A 16,581-nucleotide genomic window follows, 5' to 3' on the forward strand; every position below is an offset into this window, starting at 1 on the left:
GGCTTCTCCCCCGATTCCTCCCCGACCCCGCCAGCGGCAATAACTGACCTGGCGAGTTTGGTATAGTGCAGTTTTTCCCCCTCCTACTGACTTCTCCCCGGCGTTCAATGGACACCATCCGCATCCGCGGCGCGCGCACGCACAACCTCAAGAACATCGATCTGGACCTCCCCCGCGACCAGTTGATCGTGATCACGGGCCTGTCCGGTTCCGGCAAATCCTCGCTGGCCTTCGACACCATCTATGCCGAAGGCCAGCGCCGCTACGTCGAGTCGCTGTCGGCCTACGCCCGCCAGTTCCTCTCGATGATGGAGAAGCCGGACGTCGACCATATCGAAGGCCTGTCGCCGGCCATCTCGATCGAGCAGAAATCCACCTCGCACAACCCGCGCTCCACCGTGGGCACCATCACCGAGGTCTACGACTACCTGCGCCTGCTGTACGCCCGCGTCGGCACGCCGCGCTGCCCGGACCACGGCATCCCGCTGGAAGCGCAGACGGTGAGCCAGATGGTGGACGCCACCCTGGCGCTGGATCCGGACAAGCGCTTCATGCTGCTGGCCCCGGTGATCCGCGAGCGCAAGGGCGAGCACGTGCAGGTGTTCGACCAGCTGCGCGCGCAGGGCTTCGTGCGCGCACGCGTCGACGGCGTGGTGTACGAGCTCGACGCCGTGCCGCCGCTGACCCTTCGCCAGAAGCACACCATCGAAGTGGTGATCGACCGCTTCCGCCCGCGCGACGACATCAAGCAGCGCCTGGCCGAATCCTTCGAGACCGCGCTGCGCCTGGGCGACGGGCTGGTGATCCTGGCCGACATGGACGATACGAAGGCACCGGAACAGCTGTTGTCCTCGCGCTATTCCTGCCCCGTGTGCGACTACTCGCTGCCGGAGCTGGAACCGCGCCTGTTCTCGTTCAACTCGCCGATCGGCGCCTGCCCCACCTGCGACGGCCTGGGCGTGACCCAGGTGTTCGATCCGGCGCGCGTGGTCGGCCATCCGGAGCTGCCGCTGTCCGGCGGCGCGATCCGCGGCTGGGACCGCCGCAACGCGCACTATTTCCAGCTGATCATCTCGCTGGCCAACCACTACCGCTTCGACGTCGACACGCCCTGGCAGAAGCTGCCGGCCGGCGTGCAGAAGGCCGTGCTGTACGGCAGCGGCAACGACAAGATCCAGTTCCGCTACCTCACCGAACGCGGCGGCAAGGTCACCCGCGAGCACTCCTTCGAAGGCATCCTGCCGAACCTGGAGCGCCGCTATAAGGAAACCGAATCGCCCGCGGTGCGCGAGGAACTGGCCAAGTACATCGCGGACCATCCGTGCCCCGACTGCCACGGCCAGCGCCTGAACCGTTCGGCGCGCAACGTGTTCGTCGCCGACCACGCCCTGCCCTCGCTCACCTCGCGTTCCATCGACGACGCGCTGGGCTTCTTCGACACCCTCACCCTCACCGGCTGGCGCGGCGAGATCGCGGTGAAGATCGTCAAGGAAATCCGCGAGCGCCTGAGCTTCCTCAACGACGTGGGCCTGAACTACCTCACGCTCGACCGCCAGGCCGACTCGCTGTCCGGCGGCGAAGCGCAGCGCATCCGCCTGGCTTCGCAGATCGGCGCCGGCCTGGTCGGCGTGATGTACGTGCTGGACGAACCTTCGATCGGCCTGCACCAGCGCGACAACGAGCGCCTGCTCGGCACGCTCACCCGCCTGCGCGACCTGGGCAATACGGTAATCGTGGTGGAGCACGACGAAGACGCCATCCGCCTGGCCGACCACGTGCTCGACATCGGCCCCGGCGCCGGCGTGCACGGCGGCGAAGTGGTGGCGCAGGGCACGCTGAAGGACATCCTCGCCTCCAAGCGCTCGGTCACCGGCCAGTATCTTTCGGGCCGCCGCGCGATCGAGGTGCCGAAGGAGCGCCGCGAGCAGGAGGACAAGGACTCCTGGCTGCATCTGCGCGGCGCCACCGGCAACAACCTGAAGAACGTGGACCTGGCCATTCCAGCCGGCCTGTTCACCTGCATCACCGGCGTGTCCGGCTCGGGCAAGTCGACCCTGATCAACGACACGCTGTTCCGCCTCGCCGCCGCCGAACTCAACGGCGCCAGCGAGCAGCCGGCGGCGTACAAGTCGGTCGAAGGGCTGGAGCTGTTCGACAAGGTGGTCGATATCGACCAGTCGCCGATCGGCCGCACGCCGCGTTCGAATCCGGCTACGTATACCGGCCTGTTCACCCCGCTGCGCGAGCTGTACGCGCAGGTGCCGGAAGCGCGCTCGCGCGGCTACACCGCCGGCCGCTTCAGCTTCAACGTGCGCGGCGGCCGCTGCGAGGCCTGCGAAGGCGACGGCATGATCAAGGTGGAGATGCACTTCCTGCCGGACGTGTACGTGCCCTGCGACGTCTGCCACGGCAAGCGCTACAACCGCGAGACGCTGGAGATCGCCTACAAGGGCCACACGATCGCCGACGTGCTCGACATGACGGTGGAAGACGCGCTCAAGCTGTTCGAGAACGTACCCACCATCGCGCGCAAGCTGGAAACCCTGCGCGCGGTCGGCCTGGACTACATCAAGCTGGGCCAGAGCGCGACCACGCTGTCCGGCGGCGAAGCGCAGCGCGTGAAGCTGTCGAAGGAGCTGTCCAAGCGCGACACCGGCCGCACGCTGTACATCCTGGACGAACCCACCACCGGCCTGCACTTCCACGATATCGAGCAGCTGCTCGACGTGCTGCACCAGCTGGTGGACCAGGGCAATACCGTGGTGGTGATCGAGCACAACCTCGACGTGATCAAGACCGCCGACTGGATCGTCGACCTCGGCCCCGAGGGCGGCGCCGGCGGTGGACGCATCCTGGTCGCCGGCACGCCGGAAGCGGTGGCCGAGACGGCCTCTTCGCACACCGGCCGCTTCCTTGCGCCGCACCTGGGCATCAAGCCGGCGCAGGCGCAGAACGATGCGCCGAAGAACGGCGCGCAGAAGACCGGTGCACAGAAGAGCAATGGCCGCGACACCAAGGCCGTACGGAAGAAGACCGCATGAGTTTCACCATCACCGAATCGAGCCCCGCCGCGGATGCCGCGGCGGAAGTCCAGCCGCTGTTCACCGCCTCCATCGGCGTGCGCTGGCGTGATCTCGACGCCTTCAACCACGTCAACAATTCCAACTACCTCACGTATCTGGAAGAAGCGCGGCTGCAGTGGCTGAAGCACGTGCCCGGGCCGTGGTTCGACGAGCAATCGATGCCGGTGCTGGCGGCGAGCGAGATCAACTACCGCTTCCCGATCGAATGGCCGGCGCAACTGCAGGTGGAACTGTTCTGCCTGCGCCTGGGCAACAGCTCGATGACCATCGGGCATCGCATCGTCGATGCGGAACAGCCGGACAAGCTGTACAGCGACGGCCACGTGGTGATGGTCTGGATGAACCCGCACACGGGCAAGCCGGTGCCGCTGCCGCAGGCGATCCGCGACGCGGCTGAGCAGGCCTGATAGGCAACACACCGCCAACCAGCGTCATCCCGGCGCAGGCCGGGATCCAGTAACGTCACCGTTCGACCATCGCTGGAAGCTTCAAAGGCCCGACCTTTTTGGGCCCGTATCTCCATGCAGCGCATCGCTACTGGATCCCGGCCTGCGCCGGGATGACGCATTAGCTAAGCTTCGCGGCTGGCGCGCATCTGGCGCCGACTTGAGTTGCGAAGGAATCCCGCCGTCATGTCCACGACATTCGCCCTCCCCCGCGTCGCCATCATCGGCTGCGGCGGCACCATCGCCTCGCTGGGCACTTCCAGCACCGACCTGATGGATTACCCGGAGCACGGCAGCAAGCTGGACGTCGCGCAGATCCTCGCGCGCGTGCCTGAAATCGCCGGCGTGGCCGAAGCGGTGCCGGTGCCGTTCCGTTCGGTGGGCAGCAACAATCTCACCATGGCCGACTGGTTCGAGCTGCGCGCCACCCTGCGGCGCCTGTCGCGCGAGCAGCCGGAGCTGGCCGGCTTCGTGATCCTGCACGGCACGGCCACGCTGGAAGAAACCGCGTTCTTCCTCAACCTCACGCTGGATATCCCGCAGACCGTGGTGCTTACCGGTTCGCAGCGGCCATTGAGCGCGGTGGGTTCGGATGCGCCGTCCAATCTGCTGGGTGCGATCCGCGTGGCCGGCGATGCGGATGCGCGCGGGCGCGGCGTGCTGGTGGTGTTCAACGACGGCATCTATCCGGCGCGCGACGTGATCAAGGTTTCCACCTTGCGGCTGGATACGTTCCGCTCGATGGATCACGGCGTACTCGGCACGGTCGATCCGGACCGCATCCGCTACCGCCGCCGTCCCGAAGGCCGCCATGCCCCCGGCGCGGCGTTCACGGCATTGCCCGACGATGCGCGGCCGCCGCGCGTGGACATCGCCTATTCGTACGTCGGCGCCGACGACACCATGATCGAAGCCGCACTGGCCAAGGGTGCGCAAGGCATCGTCTCCGCGGGCCTGGCGCCGGGCCTGGTCACCCAGGCCGAGCGCATCGCGCTGGAAGCGGCCATCGCCGGCGGTATCGCGGTGGTGCAGTGCACCCGCTCGCCCCTGGGGAGCGTGGCGCAGCGGCGCTACCTGCAGGAGACGGGCTTTATCGCGGGCGAGGATTTCAGCCCGCAGAAGGCGCGCATCCTGCTGGCGCTGGGCCTTGCGCTCACGCGCGACCTGGCCGCGCTGCGCGGCTTCTTCGCCACGCACTGAATTCCTCCGGGTCGGCCACAACGCAGCCGGCGCGATCCGGGGTTAACGCATTGGCGGCCACGGATGCCGCATCTTCATGCGCGCTGCGTAAGATCGGCGGCGCCCAACGAAAGGAGTTCGCCCGTGAGCAAGTTCCCCTTCACCACCCTCGCCCTGGCCTGCGCCACCACCCTGGCCGGCACCGCCGCCGCGGCCACGCCCGAACGCACCGAGCTGACCCTGTACCGCAGCGACGACGCCTCCCTGTTCACCGGCGGCGATGGCAGCGGCGTGGACAGCGGCTACGCCATGGCGCGCGAACCGCGCCGGCTGGATCTGCAGCAGGGTGTGCAGGACGTAAGCCTCGGCGGCCTGCCCGCCTTTCTCGATACCGAAGCGCTCTCGCTCGACGTCGAAGGCGACGCCGCCAAGGTGCTGTCGCAGCGCCTGCTGCTGGCCCAGGGCCGCGACGCCGCGCTGGGCAGCCTGGTCGGCCAGCCGGTGGAAGTGCTCGGCAGCAACGGCCAGCCACTGGCCAGCGGCACCTTGCTGCGCGCCGGCAACGGCCTGCTGGTGAGCGATGCCAGCGGCCGCACCAGCCTGATCCGCGACTACGCGGCGGTGCGCGCCAGCGGCCACTTCAATACCGGCTCCAGCCTGGAACTGCGCGTGGATGCGGCCAGGGCCGGCAATGCGCGCGCCACCTTGAGCTATCCCACCGCCGGCCTCGGCTGGCGCGCGGCGTATATCGGCACCGTGCTGCCGGGCGCCGGCTGCAAGCTGCGCTTCGAATCGCGCGCCAGCATCGCCAACCGCAGCGGCCGCGACTGGAACGACGTGCACCTGACCCTGATCGCCGGCGAGCCGCAGATCACCCGCACGCCCGGCCCGATGCCGGCCGCCGCGCCGCGGATGATGTCCTTCAACGCCAAGGCGCAGGCGGCGGACATGCCGCAGCAGGGCTCGGTCGCCGACTACCGCAGCTACACCCTGCCCGGCGCGGTGAACCTGCCCGACGGCAGCGTCAGCCAGGTGCCGCTGTACGAAACGCGCCAGCTCGATTGCGAACGCACCCTGCTGTATGAAACGGGCGGCCACTGGACCCCGCCGCAACCGGCGACCAACCGCGACTTCAACACCGGCGGCAGCAATACCGTGACCAGCACGCTGAAGCTGCGCGCCTTCGACAGCCTGCCGGCCGGCAACCTGCGCGTGATGACCACCGACCGCAACGGCACGCCGCAATTCATCGGCGAGGGCCGCATCGAGGACACGCCCAAGGGCAGCGACGCCACCATCACCCTGGGCAATGCCTTCGACCTGCGCGCCGAGCGCGAACGCACGCAGTTCAAGCTGGACAAGGCCGGCCGTTCGATGGACGAAGCCTTCCGCATCACCCTCACCAATGCCGGCGACAGCGCGCGCACGGTGACGGTGCGCGAACATCCCAGCCGCTGGCGCGAATGGACGCTACAGTCGTCCAGCACCAAGCCTTCGGAGCAGAAGCCCGACCTGCTGGAATTCCGCATCGAAGTGCCGGCCGGCGGCAAGGCCACGCTGGACTACGCGGTGCGCTACCGCTGGGCCGAGACCGACCAGCCGCAGCAGTAAGCCCGGCGTTTAAAGCGCCGGCGAGGCCCGCGAGTTTGCTACGCTCGCGGGCCTTACTTCTTTCGTCCGGGGACGCCGCCATGCTCAACCTCGTCAAGCACGACGCCATCGTCGAGATCAATCTCGCGCGCCCGCCGGTCAATGCGCTGAACCTCGAACTGCTGCACGCGATCCAGGCGGCCATCGCCACCGCCGTGCAGGACGGCGCCGCGGGCATCGTGCTGTCGGGCACGTCCGGCATGTTCTCCGCGGGCGTCGACGTGCCCGCCCTGCTCGGCCAGGACCGCGACGGCGTGCGCCGCTTCTGGAGCACCTTCTTCGCCACCTGCTCGGCCATCGCCATGGCGCCGGTGCCGGTGGTGGCCGCGATTACCGGCCACGCACCCGCGGGCGGCGCGGTGCTGTCGCTGTTCTGCGATTACCGCGTGATGGCCGAAGGCCCGTACCGCATCGGCTTGAACGAAGTGCAGGTCGGCCTGATCGTGCCGGACTGCATCCAGCTCGCGCTGCGCCGCGTGGTCGGCCCGTATCGCGCGGAGCGGCTGCTGGTGGCCGGCGCGATGATCGATGCGCAGCAGGCGCTGTCGTTCGGCTTCGTCGACGAGCTGACCGGCGTGGACCAGGTCACCACGCGCGCCCTGCACTGGCTCAACGAACTGCTGGCGCTGCCGGCGGGCGCGATGCTGGCCACGCGCCAGCTGGCGCGCGCGGATCTGACCGAAGTGTGGGCGGATCCGGAAAAGCTGCCGATCGGCGTGTTCGTCGATGCGTTCTTCAGCGAGGAAACGCAGGCGGTGCTGCAGCAGCTGGTGGCACGCCTGAAAAAGAAATAATCGCCACGGCGCCACGGCGTAGGTTGGGGTGAGCGCAGCGAACCCCAACACCGCACCGCCGGGCGCTTCGCATTGTTGGGGTTCGCTGCGCTCACCCCAACCTACGGTTACGCGGTTACGCGGTTTCGACGGGCCGTGCCGGATCGCTGACCCAGCCGCTCCACGACGGCGCGTACAGGCGCGAACCCGCCAGCCCCGCGTGTTCCATCGCCAGCAGGTTGTGGCAGGCGGTGACGCCGGAGCCGCACATGTGCACGACCTGCGCGGGCGGCATGTCGCCGATCAAGGCGGCGAAATCGCCGCGCAGCTGCCCTGCGGATTTGTAGCGGCCGTCCGCATCGAGATTGTCCGAATACGGGCGATTCAAGGCGCCGGGCACATGGCCGCCCACGCGGTCGATCGGTTCCACTTCGCCGCGGTAGCGCGGCGTGGCGCGCGCATCGATCAGCAACTCCGAGCGATCGGCAATCGCGCGGTGATCGACGATGTAGCGCGAGGCGTCGTAGCGCAGCGCAACGTCGCTCGGCTCGCGCGCCACCTCGCCGGACTCCAGCGGCAAGCCCGCCGCCTGCCATGCCTGGAAACCGCCATCGAGCACCGCCACCTCGCGCACGCCGGCCAGGCGCAGCAGCCACCACAGCCGCGCCGCGGCCAGCGCGCCGCCAGCCGCGTCGTAAGCCACCACCTGCAGGCCCGGACGCCAGCCCCAGCGCGACAGCACCGCGGAAAACGCCTGCTCGGACGGCATCGGGTGCCGGCCCAGCCCTTCGCTCTTGCGCGAGAGATCCGACAGGTCGCGATCCAGATGCGCATAGACCGCGCCCGGGATATGCCCCTCGCGATACGCGCGCTCGCCCTTGTCCGGATCGCCGCCGGCCACGGCCAGTTCGAAGCGGCAGTCGACGATCAGCACCTCGCGCGGCGGCAGCGCCGCCAGCGTGCGCGCATCGATCAGCGTGGTGTATGCAGCAGTCATAGACGTCCCATGCGGTGCAGCAGGTTGACCAGCATGGCGGCCGTCGCGCCCCAGATGCGATGGCCGCCGTGGATGAATTCCACCATCTCGCGGCGATGGCCGCGGAAATCCATGGTGTAGCGGCGCAGGTTGGCCGGGTCGAGGAAAAACGCCAGCGGCACCTCGAACACTTCGGCCACTTCCGCCGGTGCCGGATACAGGCTCGCTTCCGGCGCGATGCGCGCCACCACCGGCGTGATGCGGTAGCCGCTGATGGTGTCGAAGCTGTCGAGAAAGCCGATCGGCGTGACCAGGCGGCGATCGAGGCCGACTTCCTCCTCGCTCTCGCGCAAGGCGGTGGCGACGGCGTCGGCATCTTCCGGATCGGTACGCCCGCCGGGAAACGCCACCTGCCCCGCATGCGCCTGCAGGCTGTCGTTGCGCACGGTCAGCACCAGGCGCGGCTGCACGCCTTCGCGCCAGCCCACCAGCACCGCGGCGGGACGGCGCGGCGCATCGCCGATCAGCTCGGCCATCTCGCGGTGGTTCCAGCCCGGCCCCTGCGGCGGCTCGGCCAGCGGGAGCACGGCGGCGGCGACCGGCGCCAGCGAGTCGCTCATGGCTGCGGTTCCCGTGCCGGCAGTACCTCGTGCATGTAGCGCAGGCGTTCGGCGTCGCTCATGGCGCGCCAGCGCGCGATCTCGTCGCCGGTGCGCAGGCAGCCCTCGCAATAGCCGCGCTCGTCGAGCCGGCAAATGCCGATGCAGGGACTCAGGACGGCGGCAGGGATGGGGGCGGGATCGTTCGGCATGGACCGCTGATCTTAGAGCCTGTTCAAGGCCTCCGCGTAGCCCGCGTTGCCGTTGAGTGGCTCCCAGGCGGCAGCGCGTGGCGCGGGCCTGGCTGGTTGCCAGGTCAAGCCGCGCGCTGCCGCCTGGGAGCCACTCAACGGCAACCCGGAGGGCCGGCTCTGGTTGCCCGCCATCCTGCGTCATCGCTCGGTCGTGTACGGACGTACACTCCCTCACTCTTCCTTGTCTGGCGAGCAACCAGAGCCGGCGCGGGCCACGCGGAGGCCTTGAGCAGGCTCTCGCCGAAGGCCCCGCCCCGGGCAGCGAACGCCGCCCTTACTGCTTGATTTCCAGCAGCTCGATCTCGAACACCAGCGCCTCGTTCGGGCCGATGCGCGGCAGGTTGCCGCGTTCGCCGTAGGCCAGCGCGGGCGGAATGACCACGCGCCACTTGTCGCCCACGTGCATGCGCTGGATCACGTCCTGCCAGCCGGGGATCACCTTGTTGTTGACGATGAAGCTCACCGGCGAACCGTGCGCCCAGGAGCTGTCGAACTCGGTGCCGTCGATCAGCGTGGCGCGGAAATTCACCGTGACGGTGCTGTTCACCGCCGGCTGGTCCTTGCCCGTGCCTTGCTTTAGCACCTGGTACTGGATGCCCGAAGGCAGCTGCACCACGCCGGGCTTCTGGCGGTTCTTGGCGAGGAAGTCGGCGCTCTTGCTGGCGTTGGAATTGGCCAGCTGCTGGAACTGGGACTCCGCCTTGTCGTGCATGTGCTTGTCGAGGCGGCGCAGCTGCTCGTGCATGTCCTGCATCGGCACGGACGGGCGGCGCTTGGTGTAGGCGTCCTGGATCGCGCGCTGCATCACGGCGATGTCGACGTCCGGGTCGCCGCTGGCGAACTGGCTGCCGATCTGGTAGCCGATCGCATAGGACAGCTTGTTCTTGTCCAGCCCCGCGGCCTGCGCGTCGGACGCGCTGTCGCGGCTCTGCGCATGCGTGGCCATCGCCGCGCTCATCAGCATCGTGAGCATCGTGCCATGGGCCAACCAACGCAGTCGTGTCATGCCTATCCTCCATCGCGGATGCGCGAAGCCCGGCCATCGTAAGGGGTTTGCCGGGCGCGTGCAGCGGGGCCGGGCGGGGGTGCCGGCGCCACCGGCATGAGAACGCCCGCGGCGGCAAAGGTTCCCGCCGCAACCCCACTGCTACCATGGGCGTTTTCGACCTCCGCTGGGAACCGCCATGGCTTATCGCAATCTGGAAATCGGCAATCGCGGCGCGGTGCGCCTGATCACCGTCAACCGCCCCGACAAGCTCAACGCGCTGAACCGCGACACCCTCAACGAACTGACCCTGGCCTTCGCCCAGGCCGCCCAGGACGACGCCGTGCGCGCCGTGGTGCTGGCCGGCGCGGGCGACAAGGCCTTCGTCGCCGGCGCGGACATCGCCGAGATGAACGGCTACACGCCGGTGCAGGCGCAGGGCTTCTCGCGCGCCGGCCAGCGCCTGATGAGCTCCATCGAGCGCCTGGGCAAGCCGGTGGTCGCGCGCATCCAGGGCTTCGCCCTCGGCGGCGGCATGGAGCTGGCCATGGCCTGCCACCTGCGCGTGGCCAGCGATAAGGCGCGCTTCGGCCAGCCGGAAATCAATCTCGGCCTGATCCCCGGCTTCGGCGGCACCCAGCGCCTGCTGCGCCTGGCCGGCCGCGGCGCCGCGCTGGAGCTGTGCCTGACCGGCGCGATGATCGGCGCCCAGCGCGCCTGCGAGCTGGGCATCGTCAACCGCGTGGTGGCGCCGGAGGCGCTGGACGAAACGGTGGACACGCTGGCCGACCAGCTCGCCGCCTCGGCGCCGCTGGCGGCGGCGGGCATTCTCGACGCCGTGCTGCAGGGCGGCGAGACCGCGCTGGATCAGGGGCTGGAGTTCGAGACGCAGGCGTTCGCGCTGGCGTTCTCGACGGAAGACATGCGCGAAGGGACCACGGCGTTCCTGGAGAAGCGCAAGGCGGAGTTCAAGGGACGCTGATTCGAAGGAAACCCTCCGGCGTAGGTTGGGGTGAGCGCAGCGAACCCCAACATTGCACTTTCAGCCGTAGCGCATTGTTGGGGTTCGCTGTGCTCACCCCAACCTACGCCGGGCGATCTAGTGCCCTGCGCCGTGGAACTTCTGCTCGCCCGCGGTCACTTCCAGCTTCATCCGATTCTCCGGCGGCGCCAGAGGGCACACCACGTGCGGCGTGATCGCGCACGGCGGGTTCTCGGCCAGATTGAAATCCAGCGTCACCTTGCCGTCCTTCGGCATGTCGGCATAGAGAAAACGCGCGCCGCCATAGGTGAGCTTGCCGGCGGTGCGGTCGCTGAACACGAAGAACAGGCGGCCGTCCTCTTCCATCGGCGTGAGCGTGTAGCGCTGGCCGCCGCGTTCGAACACCGCCTGGCCCGGCACCGGCTCGTCGTTTTCCGTGCCGACCACGTTGGCGATGCGCAGCGTGTGCGGCGTGGTGTAGGCCTGCCACTGCGCCTCGATCCTCCACGAGGGATCGATCGGGAAATACGGAATGCCGGGGAAGTTCGTCCGCAGCGGCGCGGCATTGTCCTTCACCCGCAGCCCGCGCTGCTTGCCGCTTTCGACGACGTACAGATAGCGCTCCGCGCCGAGATAGGCGCGGGTGGGCTTGCGTTCGCCGTGCGCGCCTTGCGTGAGCATCGGCGCGGCGGAGACGGGATGGCCGTCGATCGTCACCGTCACGCCGTCGGCGGTGCGCAGATCCACCGCGCCATTGGCATCGAGATGCAGCACGCCCAGATGCGCGGGTGCGCCCGGCACCTGGAAACGGTTGTCGGCGGCGGCGCCGACCGTGTTGTCACCTGGCTCGAGCCAACCGGAAGCGATCAGCGTGAGATAGCCATCCGCCCGCTTCAGCTTCGTCACGCGTTCGGCGCGCGCCTGCTCGACCTGTGCCGTGTAGTCGCTGGGCTGCGCATACACCGGCGCAGTCCATAGCGCGGCCATCGCCGCGCCCGCAACGACGAGCGAACGCACGGCGCTCAATGATGGCCGCCGCGATACTTCTTCTCGCCCGCCGTCACCGCGACATCCAGCCGGTTCTCCGGCGGCGCCAGCGGACAGGTGGCGAACGGTGTGAATGCGCAGGGCGGGTTGTAGGCCTTGTTGAAATCCAGCACCACCTTGCCGTCCTTCGGCAGCGCGGCGTAAAGGAAACGCGCGGCGCCGTAGGTCTCCTTGCCGGAGGTGCGGTCGGCCAGCACGAAGAACAGTTCACCACCCGGTTCTTCCTGGTACGGCAGCAGTTCAAAAGTGTGGCCGTCGCGCTGGAACACCGCCTTGCCCGGCACGTCGACCTTGTCGATGGTGCCGATCACCGAGCCGATCTCCAGCTTGTGCGGCGGATCGAACGGCACCCAGTCGGCCACCACGCGCCAGGACGGGTCGATCGGGAAGTAGTCGATGCCCAGGAAGTGCTTGCGCGTTTCGGCGTTGCTGTCCTTCACGCGCAGCGCCTTGCGGCCATCGCGCTCGATCACGTAGAAGCTGGCGCTGCCGAACGCCACCGTGGTGGGCGTGGCTTCGCCGGCATGCATGTCGTCGATCAGCGCGGCTTCGCGCACCTGCTTGCCGTCGATGGTGGCGCCGGATTTTTCATCCAGCACGATGTGCAGCGCGCCGTCCTTGCCCTGCGTCACCACGCCCAGATGCGCCGGGCCGGCCTTCAGCACGATGTCGTTGTCGCTCGCGCTGCCGATGCGGTTGGCGCCTTCCTGCAGCCATTCCAGGCCGATCAGGCTGAGCCAGCCGGTGGGCGCGGTGAGGTTGGCGGTGCGCTTGGCGCGCCACTGCTCGATCTCGTGCGGGTAGTCGCCGGCAGCGGCGGCAGTGGCGGTTTCGGCTTGCACGGCGACGACTCCAAAGCTCAAGGCGACAACGAGGGCAAAGGCAACGCTACGCGACATGGCACGGCCCGCTCGACAGAGGAAGCCCGAGTATGGACGTCTATTTGCCGCAGCCGCAAGCGCCGGCTCAGCGCCCGCGCAGGAACAGTTTGTCCAGCTCGGCCAGGCCCAGCTGGGTCCAGGTGGGGCGGCCGTGGTTGCACTGGCCGGAGCGCTCGGTGGCCTCCATCTCGCGCAGCAGCGCGTTCATTTCCGGCGCGGTGAGGCGCCGGCCGGCGCGCACCGAGCCGTGGCAGGCCATGGTGGAGAGCAGTTCGTTCTCCAGCTCCTGCAGGCGGCGCGAACTGCCGTGCAGGGCCAGCTCGGCCAGCACGTCGCGGCACAGCTGCGCCACGTCGGCGCCTTCCAGCAAGGCCGGGATGCGCCGCACCACCACGCCGGACGGGCCGCTGCGCGACAGCTCCAGGCCCCAGTCGGCCAGCGCGTCGGCGTGTTCCTCGGCGGCGGCGGCTTCCTTCGCGCTGACCGACACGTTGAGCGGCACCAGCAGCAGCTGCGAGCGCAGGTTGCTGCAGGCGCGGCCGCTTTTGAGCTTTTCGTAGGTGATGCGCTCGTGCGCCGCGTGCATGTCCACCAGCACCAGGCCGTGCGCATTCTCGGCCAGGATGTAGATGCCCTTGAGCTGCGCGATGGCGAAGCCCAGCGGCGGCGCCTCGTCGTCCTGCGCGGGCGGCATCGGGGTGTTGGCAGCATAGGCCGGCACCGCCTCGCGCGAAGACTCGCCCAGCAGCGCGGCGTAATCGGCCAGCGGCTCGTCGCGCACGCCCAGGCTCAGGCGGCTCTGGCTGAACTGCCCGGACCAGGCCGGCGTGGAGGTGACGGCCGCGCCGGCGGAGGCGGCCGCGGCATAGCTGACCAGCGTGGGCGCCGTGTCGACCGAGTCGACCACGCTGCCCACCTGCCCCGCGCGCGTCTGCGCCAGGGCCTCGTGCAGGGTGCGGAACAGGAAGTCGTGCACCAGCCGCTGCTCGCGGAAACGCACTTCGTGCTTGGCCGGATGCACGTTGACGTCGACGCCGGCCGGATCGAGTTCCAGATACAGCACGAAGGCCGGGTGCCGCCCGTGGAACAGCACGTCGGCATACGCCTGCCGCACCGCGTGCGCCACGATGCGGTCGCGCACCAGGCGGCCGTTGACGTAGAAGTATTGCGAATCGGCCTGCGAGCGCGACGCCGTGGGCAAGCCGACCCAGCCCGACAGATGCAGGCCGGCCGCCACATGATCGATACGCAGGCTCTGCGCGGGAAATTCCTCGCCCAGCACGTCAGCCACCCGCAGCAGAGCCGCCTGTTCGTCCTTGGCGGCCTTGAGGATGCGCACCGGCTTGCCGTTGTGGCTGAGGCGGAATTCCACCGAGCCGCGCGCCAGCGCCAGCGACTTCAGCAGGTCGTCGATATGCGCGAACTCGGTGCGCTCCGCGCGGAGGAATTTGCGCCGCGCCGGCACGTTGTAGAACAGGTCGCGCACCTCGACGCTGGTGCCTTGCGGATGCTGCGCGGGGCGCGCCGCCTGCAGCTTGCCGCCGTCCACTTCGATGCGGAAGGCGGTGTCCTGTCCGCGTGCGCGCGAGGTGAGCGCAAAGCGCGCCACCGACGAGACCGAGGCCAGCGCCTCGCCGCGGAAACCCATGCTGGCCACGTGTTCGAGGTCGTCGAAGCTGCGGATCTTGCTGGTGGCATGCGAGGCCACCGCCAGCGGCAGGTCGTCCGGCTCGATGCCGCCGCCGTCGTCGCGGATGCGGATCAGGCGCTGGCCGCCCTGCTCGATATCCACTTCGATGCGGGTGGCGCCGGCGTCGAGGCTGTTTTCGACCAGTTCCTTCACGACGGAGGAAGGCCGTTCGATCACTTCGCCGGCGGCGATCTGGTTGATGAGTTCAGCAGGCAGGGGACGGATGACAGGCATCGCGCAAGCTTAAAGCAGGAACGCCACCCGAGGGGTGGCGTTCGTAAAAACAACATGTTGCGGCGGAACAAGCCAAACGGATCGGCCAAACGGATCGGCCGAACGGATCGGCCGGATGGATCAGCCGGATGGAATCGCCAGCACCATGCCCGCGCGCACCGTGTCGCTGTTGATGCTGCGGTTGGCGTTCTTCAGCGCGGTGATGCTCACGCCGTACTGGCGCGCGATGCTGCGCAGGCTTTCGCCCGCGGTGACGCGGTGCAGGTCGCGCACGTTGGCGTCGGCGCGTTCGCTGTCGGCCTTCACGCTGGCCACCTTGACCTCGCCCGACTTCGAACCGGTCATCGCCTGCGCCACCGCCTTGTTGGCAGCGGTGGACACGGGATTGCCGTCGCCGTCGTCATCGTCGTTCTTCGCCGCCGACGCCACCACGTTGCCGTTGCGGCGCGCGGCCTGCGCGGCGAACCACGAACCCGGCGGCGGGGTCGCCTCGAAATAGCTGCGCACGCCGCCCATCACGGCTTCGGCCAGGTGCGCCTGGTGCGAGGGATCGCGCAGCTTGCGCTCCTCGTCCGGATTGCTGATGAAGGCCGTCTCGACCAGGATCGAGGGCACGTCCGGCGAGCGCAGCACCACGAAGTTGGCGCGCTCCACGAAGCCGCGGTGGGTCGGCCCCAGGCCGCCCAGCGCCTTCAGCACATTGGTGGCCACCGCTTCGCTGGCCTGCATGGCGTAGCCCTGCTGCAGGTCCAGCAGCACGGCGGCGAGGCTGTCGTCCTTGTCGTCCAGCGACACGCCGCCGATCAGGTCGGCGCGGTTTTCGCGGTCGGCCAGCCAGCGGGCCGCCTCGCTGGTCTTGCCGCGCGGCGACAGCACCCACACCGAGGAACCCTTGGCGTCGCCGTTGACGAAGGCGTCTGCATGGACCGAGACGAACAAATCGGCGTTGTTGCGGCGGGCGATCTCGTAGCGCTGCTTGAGCGGGATGAAGAAATCCGCATCGCGCGTCAGCACCGCCTTCATGCCCGGCTGCTTGTTGATCTGCGCGGCCAGCTCGCGCGCCACCGCCAGGGTGACGTTCTTTTCCAGCGTGCCGCCGGGGCCGTGCGCGCCCGGGTCCTGGCCGCCGTGGCCGGCGTCGACCGCCACCACCACCTTGCGCTCGCCGTTGAGCAGCGCGGCGGCCTGGCGGGTGGAGGCCATGCCGCTCTGGGTGGAGCGCAGGCTGTTCTTGCTGGAGGCAGCGAGCTTGACCGTCACCGGCGCGGGCGGCGGCGCGGCGTCATCGTCTCTGTCGTCCTGTACCGGGGCCGGTGCGGGCGCGGCCTTGGCCGACGAGGCCACCCCGCTGCCGGGATAGACGTCGACCACCAGGCGGTAGCCGTAGCTGGCCTGCGGCTGCAGCACGAAGCTCTTGTAGTGGCTGGACGGGTCGACCTTGGCCACCAGCTGCAGGCGGTTGCCCTGCTGGCTGCTGTCCAGGCCCTTGAGCAGGCCCTGCGACTTCGGCGCCGAGTAGTCATCGCCCAGGGCGCTGCGGCCCAGGTCGATCACCAGCTGGTCGCCGTCCTGGCGGGTCTTGTAGTCCACGGGACCGGATACATCGAGCACCAGCCGGGTGTATTCCGGGCCGGCCCAGACGCGGGCCGACTTCACGTCGGTGGCGTGGACGGCGCACAGCGGCGCCATCGCCAGGGCGACGAGACAGGAAAACTGACGGATGCTGGCCGGATATCCCCTCATGGTCGCGCATTGAAGCTCAGCACTTTCCTGAATGCAAGTGCTTTTTCCTTGAAATATCC

General features: G+C 68.8%; 12 protein-coding genes and 1 pseudogene. 6 read left to right on the forward strand and 7 right to left on the reverse strand.

Translation table 11 applies throughout. The features are described 5' to 3' along the window. The first annotated feature begins 107 nt into the window (after positions 1–107). The 5 genes from uvrA to ISN75_RS13920 all read left to right on the forward strand — a co-directional run bounded on the left by uvrA (position 108) and on the right by ISN75_RS13920 (position 7,152). Positions 108–3,041 carry an excinuclease ABC subunit UvrA gene (uvrA, locus tag ISN75_RS13900; protein ID WP_168647111.1) on the forward strand — a complete coding sequence of 978 codons (2,934 nt, stop codon included), beginning with the start codon at positions 108–110 and terminating at the stop codon, positions 3,039–3,041. Further along, entirely contained in the window at positions 3,038–3,490 is a 453-nt protein-coding gene (locus tag ISN75_RS13905) for an acyl-CoA thioesterase (RefSeq protein ID WP_167254455.1), read from the forward strand. The genes uvrA and ISN75_RS13905 overlap by 4 nt, the downstream gene beginning before the upstream one ends. Before the next feature lie 225 nt (positions 3,491–3,715). Then, positions 3,716–4,729 carry an asparaginase gene (locus tag ISN75_RS13910; RefSeq protein WP_343818856.1) on the forward strand — a complete coding sequence of 338 codons (1,014 nt, stop codon included), beginning with the start codon at positions 3,716–3,718 and terminating at the stop codon, positions 4,727–4,729. A 123-nt stretch (positions 4,730–4,852) separates the two neighbouring features. After that, the gene (locus ISN75_RS13915) at positions 4,853–6,319 is read left to right on the forward strand and encodes a DUF4139 domain-containing protein (protein WP_343818854.1); all 1,467 of its coding nucleotides are present in this window, start codon (positions 4,853–4,855) and stop codon (positions 6,317–6,319) included. Between the two features lie 80 nt (positions 6,320–6,399). Further along, positions 6,400–7,152 (forward strand): enoyl-CoA hydratase/isomerase family protein, encoded by a 753-nt coding sequence (locus ISN75_RS13920; RefSeq protein WP_168647108.1) that lies wholly within the window; start codon positions 6,400–6,402, stop codon positions 7,150–7,152. 115 nt (positions 7,153–7,267) lie between these two features. On the opposite strand, the gene ISN75_RS13925 is transcribed toward ISN75_RS13920, so the two are convergent. From ISN75_RS13925 to ISN75_RS13935, 3 genes and pseudogenes are all read right to left on the reverse strand, one after another. Further along, a complete protein-coding gene (locus ISN75_RS13925; RefSeq protein ID WP_168647107.1) occupies positions 7,268–8,128 on the reverse strand; it encodes a sulfurtransferase in 861 nt (286 codons plus the stop codon). After that, positions 8,125–8,918, reverse strand: a pseudogene (locus tag ISN75_RS13930) (CoA pyrophosphatase). The gene ISN75_RS13925 and the pseudogene ISN75_RS13930 overlap by 4 nt, the downstream one beginning before the upstream one ends. Positions 8,919–9,234: 316 nt before the next feature. Beyond that, on the reverse strand, positions 9,235–9,966 hold the full coding sequence (locus ISN75_RS13935) for an FKBP-type peptidyl-prolyl cis-trans isomerase (protein WP_168647106.1): 732 nt from the start codon (positions 9,964–9,966) through the stop codon (positions 9,235–9,237). 178 nt (positions 9,967–10,144) lie between these two features. Here ISN75_RS13935 and ISN75_RS13940 point away from each other — a divergent pair, with 178 nt between their 5' ends. Beyond that, a complete protein-coding gene (locus ISN75_RS13940) occupies positions 10,145–10,927 on the forward strand; it encodes an enoyl-CoA hydratase-related protein (protein ID WP_168647105.1) in 783 nt (260 codons plus the stop codon). 117 nt (positions 10,928–11,044) lie between these two features. On the opposite strand, the gene ISN75_RS13945 is transcribed toward ISN75_RS13940, so the two are convergent. The 4 genes from ISN75_RS13945 to ISN75_RS13960 all read right to left on the reverse strand — a co-directional run bounded on the left by ISN75_RS13945 (position 11,045) and on the right by ISN75_RS13960 (position 16,522). Further along, positions 11,045–11,944 (reverse strand): DUF1684 domain-containing protein, encoded by a 900-nt coding sequence (locus ISN75_RS13945; RefSeq protein ID WP_343203655.1) that lies wholly within the window; start codon positions 11,942–11,944, stop codon positions 11,045–11,047. 5 nt (positions 11,945–11,949) lie between these two features. Beyond that, the gene (locus ISN75_RS13950) at positions 11,950–12,873 is read right to left on the reverse strand and encodes a DUF1684 domain-containing protein (RefSeq protein WP_168647104.1); all 924 of its coding nucleotides are present in this window, start codon (positions 12,871–12,873) and stop codon (positions 11,950–11,952) included. Between the two features lie 67 nt (positions 12,874–12,940). After that, the gene (gene mutL / locus ISN75_RS13955) at positions 12,941–14,779 is read right to left on the reverse strand and encodes a DNA mismatch repair endonuclease MutL (protein WP_168647103.1); all 1,839 of its coding nucleotides are present in this window, start codon (positions 14,777–14,779) and stop codon (positions 12,941–12,943) included. A gap of 120 nt (positions 14,780–14,899) precedes the next feature. Beyond that, a complete protein-coding gene (locus ISN75_RS13960) occupies positions 14,900–16,522 on the reverse strand; it encodes an N-acetylmuramoyl-L-alanine amidase (RefSeq protein ID WP_343818849.1) in 1,623 nt (540 codons plus the stop codon). Positions 16,523–16,581 lie beyond the last annotated feature (59 nt).

This window comes from Dyella marensis (assembly GCF_049532885.1).
Classification (GTDB): Bacteria; Pseudomonadota; Gammaproteobacteria; order Xanthomonadales; family Rhodanobacteraceae; genus Dyella_D; species Dyella_D marensis.

What these genes read in the sequence shown, in the direction of transcription:
- uvrA (WP_168647111.1), top strand. Translation starts at nt 108, where the DNA reads ATGGACACCATCCGCATCCGCGGCGCGCGCACGCACAACCTCAAGAAC.
- ISN75_RS13905 (WP_167254455.1), top strand. Translation starts at nt 3,038, where the DNA reads ATGAGTTTCACCATCACCGAATCGAGCCCCGCCGCGGATGCCGCGGCG.
- ISN75_RS13910 (WP_343818856.1), top strand. Translation starts at nt 3,716, where the DNA reads ATGTCCACGACATTCGCCCTCCCCCGCGTCGCCATCATCGGCTGCGGC.
- ISN75_RS13920 (WP_168647108.1), top strand. Translation starts at nt 6,400, where the DNA reads ATGCTCAACCTCGTCAAGCACGACGCCATCGTCGAGATCAATCTCGCG.
- ISN75_RS13925 (WP_168647107.1), bottom strand. Translation starts at nt 8,128, where the DNA reads ATGACTGCTGCATACACCACGCTGATCGATGCGCGCACGCTGGCGGCG.
- ISN75_RS13935 (WP_168647106.1), bottom strand. Translation starts at nt 9,966, where the DNA reads ATGACACGACTGCGTTGGTTGGCCCATGGCACGATGCTCACGATGCTG.
- ISN75_RS13940 (WP_168647105.1), top strand. Translation starts at nt 10,145, where the DNA reads ATGGCTTATCGCAATCTGGAAATCGGCAATCGCGGCGCGGTGCGCCTG.
- ISN75_RS13950 (WP_168647104.1), bottom strand. Translation starts at nt 12,873, where the DNA reads ATGTCGCGTAGCGTTGCCTTTGCCCTCGTTGTCGCCTTGAGCTTTGGA.
- mutL (WP_168647103.1), bottom strand. Translation starts at nt 14,779, where the DNA reads ATGCCTGTCATCCGTCCCCTGCCTGCTGAACTCATCAACCAGATCGCC.
- ISN75_RS13960 (WP_343818849.1), bottom strand. Translation starts at nt 16,522, where the DNA reads ATGAGGGGATATCCGGCCAGCATCCGTCAGTTTTCCTGTCTCGTCGCC.